The sequence below is a fragment of the Mycobacterium asiaticum genome (genome assembly GCF_001673365.1).
Lineage (GTDB): Bacteria > Actinomycetota > Actinomycetes > Mycobacteriales > Mycobacteriaceae > Mycobacterium > Mycobacterium asiaticum_A.
The window spans coordinates 1-21,780 of the sequence record NZ_LZLS01000190.1; the positions used below are offsets into that span (position 1 = coordinate 1).

Consider the following 21,780-nt stretch of genomic DNA (forward strand, 5'->3'; position numbering starts at 1 on the left):
CAGCACCGCGCTGGCCGTACTGCTGATCAGGGCCACCGGATGGCGGCTCAACCGGCTCGTTCGCAGCCGCACCATCGGCCGACTCGACCAGCGGCTACGTGAGCGAGGCTGGATTGCCATCCTGTCGCTGCGGTTCATCCCAGTCGTGCCGTTCTCGGCGATCAATTACGCCGCCGGCGCATCGGCGGTGCGGGTGAGCCCGTATATGGGCGCCACCCTGGCCGGCCTGCTGCCCGGCACCGTCGCCGTCGTGATCCTGGGCAACGCATTCGCCGGCGACGGCACCCCGTTGCTAGTCGTGGTGTCGGCCTTCACCGCCGCGCTCGGGTTGTGTGGACTCGTCTACGAAATTCGCCACTATCGCCAGCAGCACGCAGCTCAAGCGTCTGCGCCGGCACCTCAGGCGGAACCCGCTGTCGTCACACCCTGACGTGGGGTTTGCTCAGCTGACGTCGGCGCGCACCATCGTCTTTTTCGCTGGCGCGCTGCTGTGTCTGGGGGTAGCGGCGTGGCCGCTGGTGGCCTCCCGGCGCGCAGCCGGTGCTGGCCGTTTCTATAGCTGGCGGTTGTCGGTTGTCGCGCTGTTCACCGCAGCAGCGTTCGTGGTGGTCAGCTTCCAGCCCGCGCCGCGTCGGGCGCCGGTCCAGCCCCTGGTCGCCTTGCCCGCGGCAGCCGCGATCGGCCCGGGCGCGGCCATCGCCGTCACCTATGCGGACGGTGGAATGGCTTGTACCGCAGGCTTTCTGGTGCGCAAGGCCAGCGGCCAGACCGGTGTGCTCACCGCCGGTCACTGCAACAAGACCGGCGAAGCGAGCAAGGTGATCATGAACGCCGGATCGGTGCCGTACCAGACGGTGGGCACTTTCGGCCCGACCATCAGCGAGGGCGAACGCGGCGAAGCGCATGACATCGGGCTGATCTGGCTCGACTCCGAGGAGGTTCCGCACATACCGGCTATCGCGGCCACATCCACTCCGGTCAGCGGCGTTGCCGGCGAGCTGCGGATCGGCCAGCAATTGTGCAAATTCGGTATGAAAACCGGCCGCACGGAATGCGGACAGATCACCGACGTCACCGAGAGCAAGGTGGTGTTCCTGGCGGCCAGCCAGTGTGGGGATTCCGGTGGGCCGGTCTACCTACTCGACGATGACCGCGCGGCGGCCGTCGGGATCCACATTCGGGGCGGACGCCCCAACGACCCCCATCCCGGATGTTCGGTTCCCGCAACGTTTTCCGTAGCCGAGCTGGTGCGGCCGTGGCTTGATCAGTGGGGTTTGAGCGTCGTGACGGGCTAGGCCCGCCCCTCGGCCCGCGAGCCCTCGGCCCTTGGCCCTTGGCCCTTGACCCGCGAGCCGAACCTGGCCGCGACTGCCGGGGCATATTTTCGCCGTGCGGTTCGGCTCGCGGGTTAAAGGCGGCCCCTCGGCCGCTCGGCCCAAGCCCCTTGGCCCGCGAACCGAACCTGGCCGCGACTTCCGGGGCTTAATCTCGCCGTGTGGTTCGGCTCGCGGCTCGGGGGCGAGCCCTTGGCCCGCGAACCGAACCTGGCCGCGACTTCCGAGGCATATTTTCGCCGTGTGGTTCGGCTCGCGGCCACAGGTCACAAGCGGTCCGGCAGGCTCAGCCGGAACTGTGCGCCGCCGTCGTGCGGCACGCAGACCAAATCGCCACCGTGCGCGCGGGCCAGCGCCCGCGCGATGGAGAGTCCGAGCCCGGCCCCGCCGTGGTCTCGGGCGCGTCCGGCGTCAAGCCGCACCAGGCGCTCGAAGATGCGGAACCGCTCGTCGTCGGGGATACCCGGCCCGGTGTCGGTGACGGTCACGGTCGCCGCTGCGGGGTCAGCGCTCAGGTCGATGGTGATCGAACCGTCGGCAGGCGTATGTCTACGGCCGTTGTCGAGCAGGTTGGACAGGATCTGCGCCACGCGGGTCGGGTCAGCCTGGACGTTCAGTCGCTCCAGTCCGGTGCGCATGATCGAAAGCTGCGGGGCCAGCATCGCTGCCCGTTGCACTTCCGCGTCGACGACCGCCGCCAGGTCGGTTTCCCGGACGTCCAGTGACAGCCCCGCGTCGATGCGACTCAGATCCAACATGTCGGCCACCAACCGTCCGGCTCGGCGAGCGTCGGACTGCAACAGGCTGGCCCTACGGCCTTGGCCGCCGTCGTTCTCGTGGGCGGCGAGTTGTTCGGCGGCCGCCTGGATGCCCGCGATCGGCGTGCGCAACTCGTGGGCGGCGTCAACCAGGAACTGCCGTGTCGCGGCCTCGGCGCGTTGCGCGGCTTCGGCGGCCTGTTGCGCGCGCAACTCTGAGTCTTCCAACGCGTCCAGCATTCCATCGAAAGCATCTGCGGCACGGCCTAATTCGGTGTCGGTGCGGGATGGCCGCAGGCGCCGGCCGCGGTCACCGGTGGTGATGCCCTTAGCCAACGCGGTCATCTTGTCCAGCGGGCGCAACGCTGCTCGGCTTACCGCGATCAGCAGCAGTGCGGCCACCAGCAGCGTCGCCATACCCGCACCGACCATCAGCTGACGCAGCTGACGAGTCACCTGCGTGGTCTGGGTCGTATCGGCAACCAGGATCAGGCGGGCACCCTCCGGCAGCGGATGCACCACGACCGTCGCGGTACCGTCCGGCGGCGGTGGTGGCGGTGGCGGCAGCGGCCTGGGACCCGGGCCCGGGTAGTGATCACGCGGTGGCGGCGGCCCCGGCGGCGGCACCATCGAACCGGCCTTGGTGTCGGGGCTGATGCCCGGATCGCCGTAGGTCGCACCGTCAGCCATCACCACCAGTGCGCGCACGCTACCGCCGTTGAGCTGCGCAGCCAGCAGATCGGGCGCGGTGTGGGCAGCCACTAGCGCGTCGGCGCGCGACGTCGCGGCCAGCAGCCGGTCGTGCAGACTACGCCGGGCCTGCATGCCCAAGCTGACGTCGATCGTCAGGCCAAGCACCAGCAGCAGCATTGCCATCACTGCCAGCACCAGCAGCAATACCCGACGCTGCAGCGACGGCGTGGGGGTCACGGGATCGTTCATCGTTGCGGCTGCAGGCGGTAGCCGATGCCGCGCACGGTGTGCAAAATCCGCGGCCCGTGCGCCTCGAGCTTGCGCCGCAATCCGCTGACGTGCACTTGCACTAGGTTCGCGTCGTAGGCGTCGTAGCCCCACACCGCGTTGAGGATTTGGTTGGCGCTGACGATCCGGCCACGCTGCTCTACCAGGAAATGCAGCAACCGCAGCTCGGTGGCGGTCAGATCCAGCGGATGGCCGTTGCGCGCCGCCACTCCCGCATCGACGTCGAGCAGCACGTCACCGAACTGGACAACTTTCGGTAGCCGACCGCGCCGTCGCAGCACCGCGCCCACCCGCGATACCAGTTCGGCCAGTTCGAACGGCTTGACCACGTAGTCGTCGGCGCCGCCGTCCAGGCCGCGCAGCCGGTCCGACAGGCCGTCGCGTGCGGTGATCAGCACGATCCCGATATCGCCGTATTCGCGGACGACGTCGATCAGCTCGAATCCGTCCCGACCCGGCAACATCACGTCGAGCACCACCAGATCCGGACGTAAGCCGTGCAGCGCTTCTTCCAAACCGTTTCCGTCACAACGGGTATCGGTGTGGTAGCCGTCGTCGGCCAACGCCTCGCTCACCATTTCGCGAATGGTTTCAGAGTCCTCGACCACCAACACCCGCGGCGTGCCGACGCTGAACTCGGTCATAGTTCGCGAGCGTAGCGTTACGCTCCCCGCGTGACCTCCACCAACAAGCCGGCCGCCCCGCCACCGGCGGTCGGTCGGCGGTATTCCACGGGCGCACTGGTCGGCGCCGGACTCGCGGGCGTGGCCGTCGGCGCGGCCGCCGCCTTCGCCGTGACCGGACTGGTCTTCACTGTTCGCGTCCAACTCCCCCCGCCGCCGTACCCGCAGTTGTCTTCGACACCGACGGTGAGCCTGCCGACGCCGCCGAACTCCAGCGCACTGCCGACCATCCCGTCCGCGCCGGCGCCGAGCATCGTGCCCGTGCCACCGCCGCTACCCGTGCCCTGACTTCTTCAGCTTCACTTCAAGTTGGGCTCCTACCGTCGCGCTCGGCAACAATCCACCGACGTGAGGAGTCTGATGACCTCCGACGACACTACGAACGCGACCGACCAGCAATCCGCTGCTGCTGCGCCCGCTGCGCCCGCTGTGGCCAAGAAGCGGCGCTATCCGATCGGCGCGCTACTCGGCGCCGGGCTGCTGGGCGGGCTGATCGGTTCCGCATTCACCGCAGGTGCCGCCGTACTGGCAATCATCTTGATGGGGCCTCCCCCGCCTCCGCCGGGGTTCCCACCACCCGGGGCGTCGCATTTCGGTCTCCCCGGTCCCGCGGGACTTGGCGGACCGAAGGGGCCGCTGGGCATGGCGCCGCCACAGGGCGGCGGCCCGCACGGAATGTTGCCGCCGCCGTTCCCAGGCGGGCCTCCTCCGATGGCCCCGGGCGGGCAGCAGCCGCCTGGGCCGGGTCAAACGCCGGCATCACCGTCGGCTGGGCCCAGCGCGTCACCGAATCCCCCGCGCTGAGCGTGTTTCTCGGTCGCGAAGGTGCGCAAAATGCCGTCCGTGGCGGCGTGTCCCTGTACAAATGCGCACGTTCGCGGCGCAACCTTCGACGGGCGCGAATCCTAGGCCCGACCGGGGGCTACGCCTGAAACTTCAGGACCCGGCCGCCAGCGATGTCGGACACGTAGACGCTGCCGTCGGCGCCTACCGCGATCCCGAAGGGAGCCATCAGGTCGGTGATGGGAAGTTCGATCGGCTGCACCGACCCACGGGCGAGCTTTGACACCTGATGCCCGCCGGTGAAATAGATGGCTCCAGCAGAGTCGAGCGCGATCATCCGAACAGTGCCATTCACCTGCAGGTCAGCCCCGGTGACGTCGGTGTAGCTGGTAGCCGCTGCTGACAGTTTCTGGATCCGGTAGGCGCTGTTGGTTTGCACCAGCACGTAGATCGCGCCGGCCTCGTCAACCGCCACCGATTGAGGAAAGTCGCCGGGCGGCTTTGGCAATTGCTCGAACCGCCCATCTTTGAGCCGTTCCAGACTGTTCAGACCCGCCACATAGACGACACCGTCGGGACCCACGGCTAACCTGCCGAACTTCGCACTGCTGGTCGGCAATTCGACCGCAGCCGACGCACCGGGCGACAGCTTAGCCAGCCGGCTGCCTGCCAGCTCGCCTTGAATTACGTAGACCGTGCCGGCTGAATCCACCGCCACGCCACTCGGTTTGTCGAACCCGGGGATTGGCAGCGGCGTCGGTTCGGACGCGGCGGCGGCGAGTTTGAGGACTCGCCCATTACCGGTGTCGGGGACGTAGACACCGCCACTGCGGTCCACCGCGACCGAGGTGCCTGCGGTGCCTGCGGCAGACAGCTCCAACCGGCCGAACGGCAGCAGAGTCTGAGAGGCCGAACTCGCAGTCGACTCTTTGGGCGCGACCAGCGGCGTGGTTAGCTTCGGCAGCACCATCACAACCACGACCGCGAGCACAGCCAACAGGGCCACGGCGGCGCCGACGAGCACCGCGACGAGCCGCTTTGACATCGGCTACCCGGAGCGCCCGGTGTCAGGACCCTGCACCGTCATCGCCGCGAACGTGGCCAAAAAAGTCGCCGCCGGAAGGGTATTGACGACGGTGTCCCGTACTCGAATGTGTGCACCCACTGCCAGCATGAAATACAACGTCAGCATCGCCGTCGTCAGCCTGGCCAATGCCGGGAACCGATTCACCGACGCCAGACCGATCGCGGCGGCCACCTTTATAACCGGGAACACCGGACGGATGTTCTCCGGGCACTCCACGGTGTCGAGCGCCTTCTTGATCGGCGGCGCCTGCACAGCGCACAACACCGCGTCGACGGCATGGAATGCGGCGAGTCCCGCGTAGGTTTTCGGTGAGGTCAATGTGCTCATGGGGCGATCCTATTGACGCAATCCCGGAGGCTCCGTCGGACTACGGGGTATCACATCCGTCGATGTCTTCGCCTCCGTGAGCGCCGGGCCCGTATCGGTGGCGAACCAATCCGCGACCTCGGGGTCGTCATCGCCGGCAGCATGCTCGGACACTTCGTCCGGCGGCGAGGGTTCGAACCGGAACACGCCGTCCTCGCCTGGTTTGCCGAGCAGCCTCGTGAAGCCCTGCAACGCCGCGTTGAAATCGCTGGGCACCACCCACACCTTGTTGGCGTCGCCGCGCGCCATCTCCGGCAGTGTCTGCAGGTACTGGTAGGCCAACATCTCCGGGGTGGGACGACCGGCCTTGATCGCGGCGAATGTCTTTTCGATGGCCTTGGCCTGACCTTGGGCCCGCAGGTAGGCCGCGGCTCGTTCACCCTGGGCGCGTAGCACCCGGGACTGCCGGTCGGCCTCGGCGCTCAGGATGGCGGCCTGCTTGGCGCCTTCGGCCGCCAGGATCTGAGACGCCTTCTGACCCTCTGCCTGCATGATTGCCGCCTGCCGGGTGCCTTCGGCGGTCAGGATCATGGCCCGCTTTTCCCGGTCGGCCTTCATCTGCTTTTCCATCGAAGCCTGGATCGACGGTGGCGGGTCGATGCTGCGCAGTTCCACCCGCGCGACGCGTAGACCCCAGCGGTTGGTCGCCTCGTCCAGAACGCCGCGCAGCTGGGCGTTGATCTGGTCGCGGGAGGTCAAGGTCTGCTCGAGGGTCATTCCGCCCACGACGTTGCGCAGCGTGGTGGTGGTGAGTTGTTCGACGCCGACGATGTAGTTGCTGATCTCGTAGACGGCGGCCTGTGGGACGGTGACCTGGAAATAGACGACGGTGTCGATGTTCAAGGTCAGGTTGTCCTCGGTGATGACGGGCTGCGGCGGGAAGGACACCACCCGTTCGCGCAAGTCCACCCGAGCCCGGATCCGGTCGATGAACGGCACCAACAGGGTGAGCTGTCCGCTGACGGTGCGGCTGTAGCGTCCCAGCCGTTCGATCACCGCGGCCTCGGCTTGCGGAATCAGCGCAACCGCTTTAGCGACCACGATGACGGTGAACAACACCAGTACGACCAAAAAGACCAGAACTACGAGACCCACCGAGGAATCCTTTCTGCTATCCGTGCTGGAAAACCACCGCGGTGGCACCGTCGATATGCACGACGGTGACCGACTGGCCCGCTTCGTAGACGTCGCCGTCGTTGAGCGGGCGCGCCGTCCACACCTGACCGTCCAATTTGACCTGGCCGGCATCCCGCGCAACCCGGTCGAGCACCAACGCGCTCTTACCCTCGAGCGCCTTCACCCCCATCACCGCTTCCTTGGCGGGAACCAACCGCCGTCGCAGGACTGGCCGGACGAGGGCAAGCAGCAGTACCGACACGATGAGAAAGACCAACCCGTCGACCCAGATCGGCCAATCCGTGAGCCAGCTAGCCCCCGACGCCACCAACGCGCCGCCACCGAGCATCAACAGGAACATGTCACCGGTGAGCGCTTCCGCACCGACCAACACCAACGCCGCGATCAGCCAAATCAGCGCAACGGGCATGGGCACAGAATACGCGTGCGGTACGACAACCCACGTCCACGCCGGTGAACAACTACACTGCGAGACCATGTGGTGCCCGAGTGTTTCGCTGTCCATGTGGGCCAATGCCTGGCTCGCAGGCAAGGCCGCACCCGACGACGTTCTCGACGCGTTATCACTCTGGGCGCCAAGGCAATCGGTGGCTGCTTACGATGCCGTCGCCGCGGGTCATACCGGTCTGCCATGGCCCGATGTGAACGCCGCCGGGACGGTGTGTCTGCTGCAGACGTTGCGCGGGGCGATCGGTCGATCCCCGCTGTCCATGCGCGGGACCATCAACGTGGTGATGCCGGTACCCGGGGACGTGCGTGGGCTGGCCCCCGGAACACAGTTCGAGCGCGACGCCGTGGCCGCGGGCGAAGCCGTCATCATTACCAACCCCACCGGCCCGGGCACCGCCATAGGCCTCGTGCCCGACTTCACCTACGAAGAAGTCGACGACTCCGACGACGAGGCCCAGGTGCCCGAGTTGGGTGCGCTCACATGGATGGTGTACTCGTTGCCCGGAGCTCCGGTGTTCGACCACCACGAACTTGGTGAGGCCGAATATGCGCTGCGGTCAGCGGTACGCTCGGCCGCGGATGCTTTGAGTGCGATGGGTCTGGGCTCGACAAGTGGCGTGGAGAATCCGCGCGGCCTGGTCGAGCAGTTGCTGGAATCCCTACGCCAACACCGTGTTCCTGACCACGCTCCCACGCGGGCGCTGCGGGTGCTGGAGAACGCGGCGCACGTCGATGCGATCATCGCGGTCAGCTCCGGGCTAAACAGGCTGCCCGAGTCCGCGGGCGATCATGTGTCGCGCCGAATGGCGGCCGTACCCGAACCCGTTGGGACACAGTCGCTCTCAGGTGGTCAGATTGCTTCCGATGCGTTGCGTCCGTTGGTCGCGGTGGTACGTTCGGCGCGCATGGCGGCGGTCAGCGCGATTTTGCACTCCGCGTGGACGGACTGACCGCGCTACCGTCCTAACCAGCCGCGCAGTGCGGCGGACGGCATGATTCACCGTTCTTACTGGCACCGCAACCTGGTTCAGGGTCGGCGGCACTAACTCGCGCCAGTTGCCGCCCGTAACGGAGTTCGTCGATCAACTCCACCGCCAACCGGGCGAATCGGGGGTCGGCATTAGGTGTCGCCGCACGCGCAAGCGCGATATTCAGTTCTTCGGCGTGCTGGCGCAACTCGTAATCGAGGTCCCACACCACCTCGATGTGGTCGGCGACAAAGCCGATGGGACAAACGATTACGGCCTCGGTGCCGTTGTCTTTCAGTGACGTAAGGTGATCGGCCACGTCGGGCTCGAGCCACGGAACCTGCGGCGGGCCCGAGCGTGACTGCCACACCAGGTCGTGCTCGGCGTACCCCGCCGCCGAGGCGACAAGTCTTGCGGCATAGGCGACTTGGCGACTGTAGAGGTTCGGGCCGCAGCGTTGGTCGGCGGCGATCGGAACGGAGTGCGCAGTGAAGACCAGGCGCGCGCCTGCGGGCACAGTCTGGGCGGTGGCCGTCACGGCTTCGGCGAACATCTCCACAAACAGCGGATGGTCGAAGTAGGTCCGCAGTTTGACGAGTTCGGGCGCGTTCGGACCTACCGCTTTGCGTGCTCGTGCGATGTCTTCGACGTATTGGGTGCAGCTCGAATAGCCGCTCCAAGCTGATGTCGTGAAGACCGCCGCACGGCGAATCCCGTTGTCGTGCATGGCTTTGACAGTGTCTTCGACGTAAGGCTCCCAGTTGCGGTTGCCGAAGTAGACCGGGAGGTCCTGGACATTTTGCAGCTGCTCGATCAGCGCGCGATTGATGCCGTTGATCGGCGAGATGCCGCCAAAATGCAGGTAATGCTCAGCGACGGCATCCAACCGCTCGGGCGGCACATTGCGGCCGCGAGTGACGTTCTCCAGAAACGGCCTGACCTGCTCGGGCCCTTCTGGCCCACCGAACGACAGCAGCAGGACGGCATCGAAATGCATTGCGTCCTACAGCAGCTGGGTGTGTGCGCCGCCGTCGGCGTAGATGATGTCACCCGTCGTCGCCGGCAACCACTCGGAAAGCAACGCGCACACCGTCTTCGCGACCGGGGTGGGATCCTTCATATTCCAGCCGATCGGGGCCCGCTGATCCCAACCCTCTTCGAGCAGCTGAATCTGCGCGCCGGCCTCGTCGCCCAGCGCACCGCCCACGATCGCCGCCATCGCCAAAGTCCGGATCGGTCCGGCCGCAACCAGATTCGAGCGCACCCCGTACTTGCCGGCCTCGCGTGCGACGAACCGGTTGACCGACTCCAATGCGCTCTTGGCGACCGTCATCCAGTTGTAGGCCGGCATCGCGCGAGTCGGGTCGAAGTCCATGCCGACGATCCCGCCGCCGGGATTCATGATGGGCAACAACGCTTTTGCCAGCGAAGCATACGAATACGCGGAGATGTGGATGCCTTTGGCGACGTCCTCATAGGGTGCGTCGAAGAACGGGTTGATGCCCATCCCGCTCTGCGGCATGAATCCGATCGAGTGCACCACGCCGTCGAGCTTGTTGCCCTCGCCGATCACCTCGGTCACCCTGGCGGCCAGGCTGTCCAGGTGCTCCTGGTTCTGCACGTCGAGTTCGATCAGCGGGGCCTTCTCCGGGAGCCGATCCACGATGCGCTGGATCAACCGCAACCTGTCAAAGCCGGTCAACACCAATTGGGCGCCCTGCTCCTGGGCAACCTTGGCGATGTGAAACGCGATCGACGAGTCGGTGATGATCCCGCTGATCAAGATCCGTTTGCCGTCGAGCAGTCCTGTCATGTCCGTCCTTAGTGTCAGTGACCCATACCCATGCCGCCGTCGACCGGGATTACCGCGCCGGCGATGTAGCTCGCATCCTCCGATGCGAGGAAGCTGACCACCCCGGCGACCTCCTCGGCGGTGCCGACCCGCTTGGCCGGGATGAACTCCAACGCGCCCGCCTGGATCCGCTCGTCCAGCGCGCGCGTCATTTCCGTGTCGATGTAGCCGGGGGCCACCACGTTCGCGGTGACGCCGGCCTTGGACAACTCCCGAGAGATTGAGCGCGCCATGCCGATCAGGCCGGCTTTGGAGGCCGCGTAGTTGGCCTGGTTGCCGATGCCCCAGCTGCCGGAGACCGAACCCACGTAGATGATTCGGCCGAAGCGCTTCTTCTGCATGCTGCGCGAGGCGCGCTGGGTCACCCGGAACGCGCCGGTGAGGTTCGCGTCGATGACCTTCTGAAACCGCTCCTCCGTCATCCGGATGAGGAACGCGTCCGCGGAAATGCCGGCGTTGGACACCAGCACCTCGACCGCACCCTGATGCTCCTCGACCTCTTTGAAAGCACGGTCGACGGCGTCGTTGTCGGTGACATCGCACTCGACGCCGAACAGACCCTCGGGTGCGCCTGATCCGCGATGGGTGACGGCCACCTTGTGCCCGTCGGCGGCCAACCGTTGCGCGATCGCTAGCCCGATCCCCCGGTTACCTCCGGTGACCAGCACTGAACGGGACACGAATGCGGGTTTGCCGGCTCCTTCGGCGTTGTCAGTCACCCCGCCAACCTATCGTCTTGTCTTTCCGCGAGCCGAACCAGGCTGCTGTTTTGGGACGCGGTTTTCGCGGTGCGGTTCGGCTCGCGGGCGGCTTCGTCTTCCGCCGAGCCTCTCGCGACCTGCTCGTTCCGCAAGCCAAACCAGGCCGCGACTTTCGACCGCGTTTCTCGCAACCCGGTTCGGCTCGCGGCCACCTCCTTCTTTCCGCGAGCCTCTCGCGGCCTGCTGGTTCCGCGAGCCAAACCAGGCCGCTGTTTTGGGACGCGGTTTTCGCGGTGCGGTTCGGCTCGCGGCGACTTGTCAGTGTGACCCAGCACACTTCGGTCATGACAGCCCCCTTTTACGGCAGCAAAGCGCTGGCTGCGGGCGCGGTGACGCCCTACCAACTGCGCAGTCGGCATGTCGCACTACACAAAGACGTGTATGTGCCGCGGGATGCAGAGCTGACGGCGCAATTACGTGCCAAAGCTCTGTGGTTGCGTTCGCGCAACAAAGGCGTATTGGCGGGTTATTCGGCGTCCGCTCTTCACGGCGCCAAATGGATCGGCGCCGACCTGCCGGCAACCATCATCTACGCCAACAGTCGCCGCGAGCCCGGGGTGCAAACCTGGGAAGACCGCATCGAAGCCGACGAGATCTCTGTCATTGAGGCCATGCGAGTTACGACACCCGAGCGAACGGCCTTCGACTTGGCCAGTCGATTGCCGCTGGACCCCGCCGTTGCCGCCGTCGATGCCCTCATGCAGGCAACTAACTTCAAAATGTCTAACGTCGAGCTATTGGTCCAGCGCTATCGCGGCCGCCGCGGCATCAAGGCAGCCCGCGCCGCGCTGGACCTCGTTGACGGCGGCGCTCAGTCGCCCAAGGAGACCTGGCTGCGCTTGCTGTTGCGCAGAGCCGGATTCCCGCCCGTGCAGACCCAGATCCCCGTTTACAGCGAATGGGGTTGGGCGGAAGCGTATTTGGATATGGGTTGGGAAGACATCAAGGTCGCGGTCGAGTACGACGGCGGGCACCACCTCACCGATCCCTATCACGTCATGAAAGACATCCGGCGACACGAGAAAGTGACGCACCGCTACGACTGGATCGTGGTCCGGGTCATCGCGGGCGACCATCCCGCGGACATTGTGGGCCGTGTCAAGGAAGCACGTGCTCTGCGACGGGCCTCGTAAAGCGCCGCGAGCCGAACCACACAACCAAAACACGCCGCCAAAACCACAACCAGGTTCGGCTCGGGGGCCCACACTGGGGCAGCGCGGGCCAAAGGGCGCGCGGCGCCGGCCAAGCGACGGCCACGCCCCCGCGAGCCGAACCACACAACCAAAACACGCCGCCAAAACCGCAACCAGGTTCGGCTCGCGGCCAAAGGGGGCGTCGAGAGAGGCTCGCGGCCAAAGGGGGCGTCGAGAGAGGCTCGCGGCCCAAGCGGACCTTAGGTAGGTAGCCGCCGGTTGATAAGCAACGCCGCCAAGCCGGCAATCGCTAACACCAACGCACCAAGCCGCAACCAGCCAACGCTCGCGTCGCCCTTGATGGTCTCAAAGCCGATCTGCTGCTGCAGCGATGCGTAAACAGCCTTCAACTCAGCCAATGTCGCGGCGTTGTAGGCATTCCCACCGGAAAGCTGCGCCACCTTCTTCAGCGTCTCGTCGTCAACGGGCACCGGCTGGCGCTGGTCGTTGATCTCGACAAAGCCGTACGGGGTGCCGAAGGAAATAGTGGAGATCGGCACACCCTGATCCTTGGCGGTGCGCGCCGCGGTGAAAGCGCCCTTCGGATTGTCGGGGTTGGTAGGCATCGTCTCTTTACCGTCGGAGAACAACACGATGCGCGCCGGCGGAGGCGTATCGCCGCCGCCAATCACCGCGCCAACGGTGGCGATGGCCTGCAGGGCAGTAAAGATGGCTTCCCCGGTAGCAGTGCGGTCGGCGAATTGCAGCTTGTCCAGCGCGGCCTTGGTCGCATCCCGATTGGTGGTGGGCGACACGAGAACGGTCGCGGTGCCCGCGTAAGCGATCAGGCCCAGGTTGATGCCGGGGGTCAACTCGTCGGCGAACTGCTTGGCGGCCTCCTGAGCGGCGACCATCCGGTTGGGCTCGACGTCGGTGGCCCGCATGGACTGCGATACGTCAATCACCAGCATCACCACGGCACGGTTGCGCGGAATCCGGACATCGTTCGTCGGCCCCGCCATAGCCACGGTGAACAGCACCAGCGCCAGCGTCAGAAGTATCGCCGGAATGTGGCGCCACTTCGAAGGCCGTTTGGGCGCAACGCTTTCCAGCAACTCCATGTTGGCAAACCGCAGCATGCGCCGTTGGCGCGCCAACTGCAGCACCACGTACAGCGCTATCAGCCCGACGATGACCAACAGGAACAGGAAGAACCAGGAGTGTTCGAAGCCGGACAGCGTCATCGGCCCCAGCAACGGCAACGTCATAACAGACCCGTCATTTGGTGGAAGTCCGTCACCGGCGTCCCGCCATTGCCCCGCGCCGGCGAGAAGAGATGAAACGGACGATGTCGGCAATCCAGTCGCGGTCGGTGCGCAACGTCATGAGCGGCGCTCCGCACCCGCGAATGGTGCGGGCTACGTCGGCCCGATGCTTGGCCGCTGCCCGCGCGAAGTCGGTTTGCAGCTGCTCGTCGATGGTGAATTCGCGAACGGCCCCGGATTCGGCGTCTTGCAGGATCACGTCGCCGATGTCGGGCAGTTCGACGTCGCGTGGGTCGAGCACTTCCACGGCCAGCACCTCGTGGCGGGCAGCGATGGCACGCAACGGACGCATCCAGTTGATCGGTCCGAGGAAGTCGCTGATGATCACCGCCATTCCGCGACGACGTTCGGGCCGGCGCAGTGCATCGATCGCCGCGGACAGATCGCCGCGCACCCCGACCGGTGCTTTGGGCGTGGTCGCGATGGCCCGCAGCAGCGTATGCACGTGCTCCCGACCCGAGCGGGCCGGCACGCGAATCATGTTCTCCCCGTTGGAAACCAGCGCGCCCAGCCGGTTGCCGCCACCGACGTTGAGGAACGCGATGGCCGCGGCGGCAGCGACCGCGAGGTCTCGCTTCTCACAGACCGCGGTGCCGAAGTCCAGGCTGGCGGACATGTCGACCACCAGCCACGTCTCCAATTCCCGGTCGGCGATCATCTGCCGGACGTGCGGGTGGGTGGTCCGCGCGGTAACCGCCCAGTCCATCCGCCGCACGTCGTCGCCAGGCTGGTAGATCCGCGACTCCCCCGGCTCGCTGCCAGGTCCCGGGATCAGGCCCAGGTGGTCGCCGTGCAGAATGCCGTCCAGCTTGCGGTTGACGGTCAGCTCAAGAGTGCGCAGCGCCGCCGACAACTTGGGGTCGTCGATGGTGCCACGCATCATCGAGGGCGGATGACGGACCGCCCGGGAATCTGTCACCGACCGCCCGCCGCGGCGCCCTGCATCACCGGACCAACCGAATGCCCTTGCTGCGGAACGGCATTCACCTGCGGCAGCGCGACCGTCTGCAGGACGCGGTTGATGACGGTCTCCGCGGTGATCTCGTCGGCGAGTGCGTCGTAGGTGAGCACCAACCGGTGGCGCAGCACGTCGGGGATGACGTCGATGATGTCCTGCGGAATGACGTAGTCGCGTCCACGCACCAGGCCGAGTGCCCGCGCGGCGGCGATGATGCCCAGCGACGCACGAGGCGAGGCGCCGAACGCAATCCAGGTCTTGACGTCGTTCATCCCCAACTGCTCTGGGTGGCGGGTGGCGGTCACAATCCGGACCACGTAGTCGACCAATGCGTGGTGGACGAAGCTGTTGGCCGCGACGGTCTGCAGACGCAGCAGGTCGCCGGTGTTGAGGATCTGCTTGGGCTGGGGCGGGGTGACACCCATCCGGTAGATGATCTCCCGCTCCTCCTCAGGCGAGGGGTAGCCGACGTTGATCTTGAACAGGAAGCGGTCGCGCTGCGCTTCGGGCAGCGGGTAAACGCCTTCTTGTTCGATCGGGTTCTGCGTGGCCATCACCAGGAACGGATTGGGCAGCGGGAAGGTCTTACCGCCGATCGACACGTGACGCTCGGCCATGACCTCGAGCAACGCCGACTGCACCTTGGCGGGCGCACGGTTGATCTCGTCAGCGAGCAGGAAGTTGACCACCACCGGGCCGAGTTCGGTGTCGAACTCCTCCTTGCCCTGCCGGTAAATGCGGGTACCGACGATGTCGGTGGGCACCAGGTCCGGGGTGAACTGAATACGCGCGAACGTCCCGCCGACGACGCGGGCGAAGGTCTCGACAGCCAGCGTCTTGGCGACGCCGGGAACACCTTCCAGCAGCACGTGCCCCTTGGCGAGCAGGCCTACCAGCATCCGCTCCACCAACTGGTCCTGGCCCACGATGATCCGCTTGACCTCGAAGATCGCGCGCTCCAGGGTGTGTACCTCGGCGGCCAGCCCATCGGCGCTCCCGATCGGCGCCTCTTGGGTGGGGGGGCTTGAGTGAGCACCCTGGCCCGGGTAACCGCCACCTGCTGTTGTCATCAATAACCCTCCACAGCTCATTCGGACACGACTGCCGTCACGACCAATGTCGTGGGGCAGCGACGTGCCCGCGTTCAACTATTCCAGGCGTCCTGGAATCCGTCGACGTCGCGGGTTCGCTGACGGCTCCGTCAGCCCCGCGCATCCGGCTCAGTACTCGATGATCCTAGTCAGATAGGGCGTCATTCCGGGCTTGCGCACCGGGCTGATCGTGACTTTGCCGGCCAGGCTCGAGGCCTCCAGCATCTGTCCGTTACCCAGGTACATGGTGACGTGCTGGTTGCCGTTCGGCCCGTAGAAGATGAGGTCGCCGCGCCTGGCTTCGTTCTGCGGGATGTGGCGCCCGGCGTTGTACTGGTCGCCGGAGAATCGCGGGATCAGCACGCCCACGCCGGCGAATGCATACCGCATCAGGCCCGAGCAGTCGAAGCCGTTGGTGCCGGCGCCGGAGTCCACTCCCTTACTGGGACCGTCCAGCGAGCCGCCGCCCCAGGAGTAGGGCACGCCCATCTGCGATCCGGCGCGGCGGATAACGTGCTCGATGGCTTGTCGGCCGTTTGCCCGCGGGATCCGGCTGCCGCTGGTGTTGGCGGCGGCGGGGGCGGCGGGTCCGCCGAGGTTGATGCCCAGCCCGCTGAGGAATTGCTGGCCGAGATTGATCGTGGTCTGGGTGGCTTGCGCGGTGGCCTGCAAAGAGGCGTTGGCGACGGCCAGAGGGTCACCGGGTGCACCGGCGCTGACCGCGGCCGGCAGGGTGGGATCCCACTCACCCTCGGCGGCGGCCGGCGGCGCCACAGCGATCACCAGCCCGGACACCATTCCCAAGATCAAAGGGAGGATCCAGGCCAGAGTCAGATGAAATCGCTTGTGGCGCATAATTCCTCGTTAATACTCGATATAGCGGATCACGAAGGGCGTCATGCCGCTGGTGCGCACGGGGGCGGTACGCACCTTCAAACCGATGTCGGGCGCCTCGAGCATCTGCCCGTCGCCGAGGTAGATCGTGACGTGCTGGCTTCCGCCGGGGCCGTAGAAGATGACGTCGCCGCGGCGCATCTGGGATGTCGGGATTTTGCGGCCGAGGTTGTACTGCGAGCCCGAGTAGTGCGGAAGCTTGATGCCGACACCGGCGAACGAGTACAGGACCAAGCCGGAGCAGTCGAAGCCGGTGATGCCGGCACCGGAGTCGATTCCTTTGCTGGGGCCGGCTGCGTTGCCGCCACCCCAGGAGTAGGGCACGCCGATCTGGGCCATGCCGCGCCGGATGACGTACTCGGAGGCCTGCCGTCCGTAGACGCGCGGGATGCGTCCGGACGAGGCCGCGGGCGAGGCGTTGGTGATGCCGGTGTCGGTGGGCTTGAGGATGCCCAACTGCTGTAGGAAGTTGCGCCCCATTTGGGCGGTGATCTGCGCGGACGTAGCCGAATAGCCCAGCACCTGGTTGACCACCGCGATCGGGTCGCCCGGGATGTTTGCGCTGGGAATTTGCGGCAGCGTCGGGTCCCAGCCGTCCCACCGGCGACCCCCACCGGGGCCGGACGCCCCGTCCCACATGCCGGACGGCGGCGTGCCCTGCCCGCCGGCTGCCGTCCAGGCCACCAGTTGAGCGGCTTGCAGCCTGTTTTCGGCCTCTTCGCGTTCGGCCGCGACGCGATTGACCTCCTCGCGCTGTTCGTCGAACTTGCGCTGGGTGTCACCGAGCGCCGCGACCGCGGCGTCCTGGCTGGTCTTGGCGTCCGCGGCCGCTTGGTCGGCCTTCTGCTTGGCTTGCCGTGCAGCCGATTCCTTGTTCACCTGCTCGGTGCGCGCCCGCTGCAGCCTTCCCATCACCGCCTGCGCACTGGCGGCCATGGTCTGGGCCGCCGAAGCCGCGGCGATCATGTCCTCGGGGCTGCGCGCGGTAAGAAATCCGTCCGACGGGCCGTTCATATAGGTGGCGGCCGCGAAGTTGTTGAACCGATGTTGCGCTGCGGCGATGGCCGCGTTGGCGTCCTTGACCGCCTGCTGGCTGACTTCGAGTTCGCGCCCGGCCACATCGGCGTGTTCGCGGGCCTCCTCCACGGCCACCAACGCTTTGTTGACGCTCTCGTGCTCCATCTCGACGGCGTTGGCCAGATCTTCCAAGCGCTGGTTGGCGCGGGCAACGTTTGCGATCAGGACTGCCATCGAGTCAGCGGCGGGGTCGGCGTGGGCAACGCCAGCAGCCAGCTCGGGCGTGCCGAACAATAACGCCACACTGAGCACCGTCGGCACGGCTGGCCGCACCAGCTTCGCGACGGTTCGCGAAGCAGAGCCGGGGCGTGTCCGTCTCATTCGACTTCGGTCTCCTATGGCTTAAATCAGATGGACGGCGCCGACGAAATCACAGTTGTCATCAGAAGCATCATTCGCACCGTACGTCACAGCTGTCGCTAAAGAAACGCAAGTCACAAATTGCACTCTGGACGTGCGTTTACTGTGACCGAACGGTGATCTGATCCGTTTGCCGCACTTAGCGGCAGACGAGCCTACGTCGAGTACGCAGGAATGATTAAAGCCTGTTAGGCGCCTTGCTGAGCCTCGAACGAAGGGGTGTCAGGCGGGCTGTCCGAGGTTGCTGGCTGCCTGTTACGGAGCTGCATGAACCGGGTGCCGGCGGCGGCCGCAAGCACGCCGATTAGTAACACAATGGTGAACGCCGTCCACGGAAACTCGGGCGTGTTGAGTTCGTTGAGAAAATTCTGCGCGGACTGTACCGGATTGCCCGTCTTGGAATGGTCTTCGCCGGCCTCGAGGGTGACCCGCGGATAGTGCGAGCTGTAGCTGCCGACGTAGCTGGGGCTGAGTACCAGCACCGTGGAATCTGGGTAGTCGGCGCCCACGACGGTCGCGATGTCACGCAACGGTGTGTCGTTGGGAGGGTTGTGGTCGAGCAGGACGATCTTGAGCTTGATGCCGTCGCCGCGGGCCTGGCTGACCACTTCTTGCAGACCGGATTCGGCCGCCGGTGCGGCCGCGACGCCGTCAGCGGCGACCTGAGCCTTGATCGAGTCGATGTCGACGTCCTGCGGAATGTATTCGGGCAAGAACGGGATCGTCTGCGGCAAGCCGGTCATCGTCGCTACCTCCTGTCACGCTGGCGTGACGCTGGGCCACCGAGGTCACTCTAGTGGGACGCTCGGCGGATGGCGCCGGGGGCTTTCGCCGGAAGGCAAGCAGGACAAGACTGACAAGTACGGGTGCCGCGTATTGCAGGACAAGCGTACTGTTAAAGTAGCACCGCACCGTCGACACGGCCCGTCGGCGGAAAGAACTTAATCCTCGGGAGTTGATGTGACTAGCAAAGGTTCGGTGAATTCGTTCGAAGCTCGCGACACCCTCAAGGTTGGCGAAAACAGTTACGAGATCTACCGTCTCGATGCCGTCCCGGATACCAAGAAACTCCCCTACAGCCTCAAGGTGCTCGCCGAGAACCTGCTGCGCAATGAAGACGGCAGCAACATCACCAAGGAGCACATCGAAGCCATCGCCAACTGGGATCCCGACGCCGACCCCAGCATCGAAATCCAGTACACGCCCGCCCGAGTCGTGATGCAGGACTTCACCGGCGTGCCCTGCATCGTCGACCTGGCCACCATGCGCGAGGCCATCGGCGACCTGGGTGGCGATGCCGAGAAGGTCAACCCGCTGGCGCCGGCCGATCTGGTGATCGACCACTCCGTCATCGCCGACCTGTTCGGCCGGGCGGACGCATTCGAGCGCAACGTAGAGATCGAATACGAGCGCAATGGCGAGCGTTACCAGTTCCTGCGTTGGGGCCAGGGCGCTTTCGACGACTTCAAGGTGGTGCCACCGGGCACCGGAATCGTGCACCAGGTCAACATCGAATACCTGGCGAGTGTGGTGATGGAGCGAGACGGGGTGGCCTACCCCGACACCTGCGTGGGCACCGACTCGCACACCACGATGGTCAACGGCCTCGGTGTTCTCGGCTGGGGCGTCGGCGGCATCGAGGCCGAGGCCGCGATGCTCGGCCAGCCGGTGTCCATGCTGATCCCGCGGGTGGTGGGCTTCAAACTGACCGGTGAGATCCAGCCGGCCGTGACGGCCACCGACGTCGTGCTGACGGTCACCGAGATGCTGCGCAAGCACGGCGTCGTCGGCAAGTTCGTCGAGTTCTACGGCGAAGGCGTGGCCGAGGTACCGCTGGCCAACCGCGCCACGCTGGGCAACATGAGCCCCGAATTCGGTTCCACCGCAGCCATTTTCCCGGTCGACGAGGAGACCATCTCGTATCTGAAGTTCACCGGCCGCAGCGAGGAACAACTGGCGCTGGTGGAGGCCTATGCCAAAGAACAGGGGATGTGGCACGACCCCAAGCACGAGCCGAAGTTCTCCGAATACATCGAACTCGACCTGTCCACGGTGGTGCCTTCGATCGCCGGACCCAAGCGCCCGCAGGACCGCATTGCGTTGTCCGACGCGAAATCCACGTTCCGCGAGCAGATCCCGAGCTACGTCGGTGACGGCGACGGCGAGCAGGGGTACTCGAAGCTGGACGAGACGGTGGACGAGTCTTTCCCGGCCAGCGACCCCGGCTCACCGTCCAACGGCCACGCGGACGACGTCCCAGAGGCTCAGTCCGCCGCGGCACACTCCAAGGGCCGGGTCAGCAACCCGGTGACCGTGAAGTCCGACGAATACGGCGAATTCGTGCTCGACCACGGCGCGGTCGTGATCGCCGCGGTGACGTCGTGCACCAACACCTCCAACCCGGAGGTGATGCTGGGCGCGGCGCTGTTGGCGCGCAACGCCGTCGAAAAGGGACTGGCCACCAAGCCGTGGGTGAAGACCACGATGGCGCCCGGCTCGCAGGTGGTCAACGACTACTACGACAAAGCCGGGCTGTGGCCGTACCTGGAGAAGCTGGGCTTTTATCTGGTCGGCTACGGGTGCACCACCTGTATCGGCAACTCCGGCCCGCTGCCCGACGAGATCTCCAAAGCCATTAACGACAACGATCTTTCGGTCGCAGCGGTGCTGTCCGGCAACCGCAACTTCGAAGGCCGCATCAATCCCGACGTGAAGATGAACTACCTTGCTTCACCGCCACTGGTAGTCGCCTATGCGCTGGCCGGGACAATGGACTTCGATTTCGAGGAACAGCCGCTGGGACAGGACAAGGACGGCAACGACGTCTACCTCAAGGACATCTGGCCGTCGCAGAAAGACGTCTCGGACACCATCGCATCGGCGATCAACCAGGAAATGTTCACCAAGAATTACGCCGACGTGTTCAAGGGCGACGAGCGCTGGCGGAACCTGCCCACCCCGGAGGGCAATACCTTTGAGTGGGACGAAGATTCGACCTATGTGCGCAAGCCGCCCTACTTCGAGGGGATGTCGGCCGACCCCGAGCCGGTCAAGGACATCAAGGGCGCGCGGGTACTGGCCCTGCTCGGCGATTCGGTTACCACTGACCACATTTCGCCGGCCGGCGCCATCAAGCCGGAAACTCCGGCGGCCAAGTACCTCGACGAGCACGGCGTGGAACGCAAGGATTACAACTCCTTTGGTTCGCGACGCGGCAACCACGAGGTGATGATCCGAGGCACCTTCGCCAACATCCGGTTGCGTAACCAGTTGCTCGACGACGTCTCCGGTGGTTACACCCGCGACTTCACCAAAGATGATGCTCCCCAAGCATTTATCTATGATGCGGCGCAAAACTATGCGGAGCAGGACATTCCGCTAGTGGTGCTGGGCGGCAAGGAATATGGGTCCGGCTCCTCCCGCGACTGGGCGGCCAAGGGCACCTTGCTGTTGGGCGTGCGGGCAGTGATCACCGAGTCCTTCGAGCGCATCCACCGTTCCAACCTCATCGGCATGGGCGTCATACCGCTGCAATTCCCCGACGGTGAAACCGCTGAGTCGCTGGGGCTGGACGGCACCGAGGTGTTCGACATCACCGGTATCGAGGAACTCAACGACGGCAAGACCCCGAAGACGGTCAAGGTCAAGGCGACCAAAGACGGGGGCGACCCGATCGAGTTCGACGCCAAGGTGCGCATCGACACCCCCGGGGAAGCCGACTACTACCGCAACGGCGGCATCCTGCAGTACGTGCTGCGCAACATGCTCAAGTCGGACTAGTC

Annotated in this window: 22 protein-coding genes; 7 read left to right on the forward strand and 15 right to left on the reverse strand. The window is 65.7% G+C overall.

Going from position 1 to position 21,780, the window contains the following annotated elements; translation table 11 throughout:
• Nucleotides 1–430, forward strand: a 430-nt coding sequence (locus A5634_RS21090) for a TVP38/TMEM64 family protein (protein ID WP_172831755.1), incomplete at its 5' end; no start/stop codon positions are given.
• A 1-nt stretch (nt 431) separates the two neighbouring features.
• On the forward strand, nt 432–1,295 hold the full coding sequence (locus tag A5634_RS21095) for a S1 family peptidase (protein ID WP_253861806.1): 864 nt from the start codon (nt 432–434) through the stop codon (nt 1,293–1,295).
• 305 nt (nt 1,296–1,600) lie between these two features.
• On the opposite strand, the gene A5634_RS21100 is transcribed toward A5634_RS21095, so the two are convergent.
• A complete protein-coding gene (locus tag A5634_RS21100) occupies nt 1,601–3,034 on the reverse strand; it encodes a HAMP domain-containing sensor histidine kinase (RefSeq protein WP_065145969.1) in 1,434 nt (477 codons plus the stop codon).
• Nucleotides 3,031–3,717: a response regulator transcription factor gene (locus A5634_RS21105; protein WP_065145970.1), complete on the reverse strand. Its 687-nt coding sequence runs from the start codon at nt 3,715–3,717 to the stop codon at nt 3,031–3,033. The genes A5634_RS21100 and A5634_RS21105 overlap by 4 nt, the downstream gene beginning before the upstream one ends.
• 30 nt (nt 3,718–3,747) lie before the next feature.
• Between A5634_RS21105 and A5634_RS28380 the strand changes: the two genes are divergently transcribed.
• A complete protein-coding gene (locus A5634_RS28380; protein ID WP_155769640.1) occupies nt 3,748–4,044 on the forward strand; it encodes a hypothetical protein in 297 nt (98 codons plus the stop codon).
• Nucleotides 4,045–4,116: 72 nt separating this feature from the next.
• Nucleotides 4,117–4,560 carry a hypothetical protein gene (locus A5634_RS21115; protein WP_065145972.1) on the forward strand — a complete coding sequence of 148 codons (444 nt, stop codon included), beginning with the start codon at nt 4,117–4,119 and terminating at the stop codon, nt 4,558–4,560.
• 118 nt (nt 4,561–4,678) lie between these two features.
• Here the strand turns inward: A5634_RS21115 and A5634_RS21120 are convergent, their stop codons facing one another.
• Genes A5634_RS21120 through A5634_RS21135 form a run of 4 tightly spaced genes read right to left on the reverse strand, consistent with a single transcriptional unit; the run spans nt 4,679 to nt 7,538 of the window.
• The gene (locus tag A5634_RS21120) at nt 4,679–5,584 is read right to left on the reverse strand and encodes a hypothetical protein (RefSeq protein ID WP_065145973.1); all 906 of its coding nucleotides are present in this window, start codon (nt 5,582–5,584) and stop codon (nt 4,679–4,681) included.
• Between the two features lie 3 nt (nt 5,585–5,587).
• Complete coding sequence (locus tag A5634_RS21125) at nt 5,588–5,953, reverse strand: DoxX family protein (RefSeq protein WP_065145974.1); 366 nt, start codon at nt 5,951–5,953, stop codon at nt 5,588–5,590.
• A 9-nt stretch (nt 5,954–5,962) separates the two neighbouring features.
• A complete protein-coding gene (locus A5634_RS21130; protein WP_065145975.1) occupies nt 5,963–7,087 on the reverse strand; it encodes an SPFH domain-containing protein in 1,125 nt (374 codons plus the stop codon).
• Nucleotides 7,088–7,103: 16 nt separating this feature from the next.
• Complete coding sequence (locus A5634_RS21135) at nt 7,104–7,538, reverse strand: NfeD family protein (RefSeq protein WP_065145976.1); 435 nt, start codon at nt 7,536–7,538, stop codon at nt 7,104–7,106.
• 67 nt (nt 7,539–7,605) lie between these two features.
• On the opposite strand from A5634_RS21135, the gene A5634_RS21140 reads away from it, so the two are divergent.
• The gene (locus A5634_RS21140) at nt 7,606–8,529 is read left to right on the forward strand and encodes a hypothetical protein (protein WP_065146018.1); all 924 of its coding nucleotides are present in this window, start codon (nt 7,606–7,608) and stop codon (nt 8,527–8,529) included.
• Between the two features lie 13 nt (nt 8,530–8,542).
• On the opposite strand, the gene A5634_RS21145 is transcribed toward A5634_RS21140, so the two are convergent.
• Genes A5634_RS21145 through fabG1 form a run of 3 tightly spaced genes read right to left on the reverse strand, consistent with a single transcriptional unit; the run spans nt 8,543 to nt 11,118 of the window.
• Nucleotides 8,543–9,544: a ferrochelatase gene (locus A5634_RS21145; RefSeq protein WP_065145977.1), complete on the reverse strand. Its 1,002-nt coding sequence runs from the start codon at nt 9,542–9,544 to the stop codon at nt 8,543–8,545.
• Between the two features lie 6 nt (nt 9,545–9,550).
• Nucleotides 9,551–10,360: an NADH-dependent enoyl-ACP reductase InhA gene (gene inhA, locus A5634_RS21150; RefSeq protein WP_065145978.1), complete on the reverse strand. Its 810-nt coding sequence runs from the start codon at nt 10,358–10,360 to the stop codon at nt 9,551–9,553.
• A 14-nt stretch (nt 10,361–10,374) separates the two neighbouring features.
• Complete coding sequence (gene fabG1 / locus A5634_RS21155) at nt 10,375–11,118, reverse strand: 3-oxoacyl-ACP reductase FabG1 (protein ID WP_065145979.1); 744 nt, start codon at nt 11,116–11,118, stop codon at nt 10,375–10,377.
• 326 nt (nt 11,119–11,444) lie between these two features.
• Here fabG1 and A5634_RS21165 point away from each other — a divergent pair, with 326 nt between their 5' ends.
• Nucleotides 11,445–12,293, forward strand: coding sequence for a hypothetical protein (locus A5634_RS21165; protein ID WP_065146019.1), 849 nt, complete (start codon nt 11,445–11,447; stop codon nt 12,291–12,293).
• A gap of 260 nt (nt 12,294–12,553) precedes the next feature.
• On the opposite strand, the gene A5634_RS21170 is transcribed toward A5634_RS21165, so the two are convergent.
• From A5634_RS21170 to A5634_RS21195, 6 genes are all read right to left on the reverse strand, one after another.
• Complete coding sequence (locus A5634_RS21170) at nt 12,554–13,561, reverse strand: VWA domain-containing protein (RefSeq protein WP_065145981.1); 1,008 nt, start codon at nt 13,559–13,561, stop codon at nt 12,554–12,556.
• A gap of 28 nt (nt 13,562–13,589) precedes the next feature.
• The gene (locus tag A5634_RS21175; RefSeq protein ID WP_081290571.1) at nt 13,590–14,501 is read right to left on the reverse strand and encodes a DUF58 domain-containing protein; all 912 of its coding nucleotides are present in this window, start codon (nt 14,499–14,501) and stop codon (nt 13,590–13,592) included.
• Between the two features lie 32 nt (nt 14,502–14,533).
• A complete protein-coding gene (gene moxR1, locus A5634_RS21180) occupies nt 14,534–15,646 on the reverse strand; it encodes a chaperone MoxR1 (protein ID WP_065145983.1) in 1,113 nt (370 codons plus the stop codon).
• A 150-nt stretch (nt 15,647–15,796) separates the two neighbouring features.
• Nucleotides 15,797–16,522 (reverse strand): NlpC/P60 family peptidoglycan endopeptidase RipB, encoded by a 726-nt coding sequence (gene ripB / locus A5634_RS21185; RefSeq protein ID WP_065145984.1) that lies wholly within the window; start codon nt 16,520–16,522, stop codon nt 15,797–15,799.
• Nucleotides 16,523–16,531: 9 nt separating this feature from the next.
• Nucleotides 16,532–17,959, reverse strand: a complete 1,428-nt coding sequence (gene ripA / locus A5634_RS21190) for an NlpC/P60 family peptidoglycan endopeptidase RipA (RefSeq protein ID WP_065145985.1) — start codon at nt 17,957–17,959, stop codon at nt 16,532–16,534.
• Nucleotides 17,960–18,186: 227 nt separating this feature from the next.
• Nucleotides 18,187–18,741 carry an Rv1476 family membrane protein gene (locus A5634_RS21195; RefSeq protein ID WP_065145986.1) on the reverse strand — a complete coding sequence of 185 codons (555 nt, stop codon included), beginning with the start codon at nt 18,739–18,741 and terminating at the stop codon, nt 18,187–18,189.
• Nucleotides 18,742–18,958: 217 nt separating this feature from the next.
• Between A5634_RS21195 and A5634_RS21200 the strand changes: the two genes are divergently transcribed.
• Entirely contained in the window at nt 18,959–21,778 is a 2,820-nt protein-coding gene (locus tag A5634_RS21200; protein ID WP_155769641.1) for an aconitate hydratase, read from the forward strand.
• Nucleotides 21,779–21,780 lie beyond the last annotated feature (2 nt).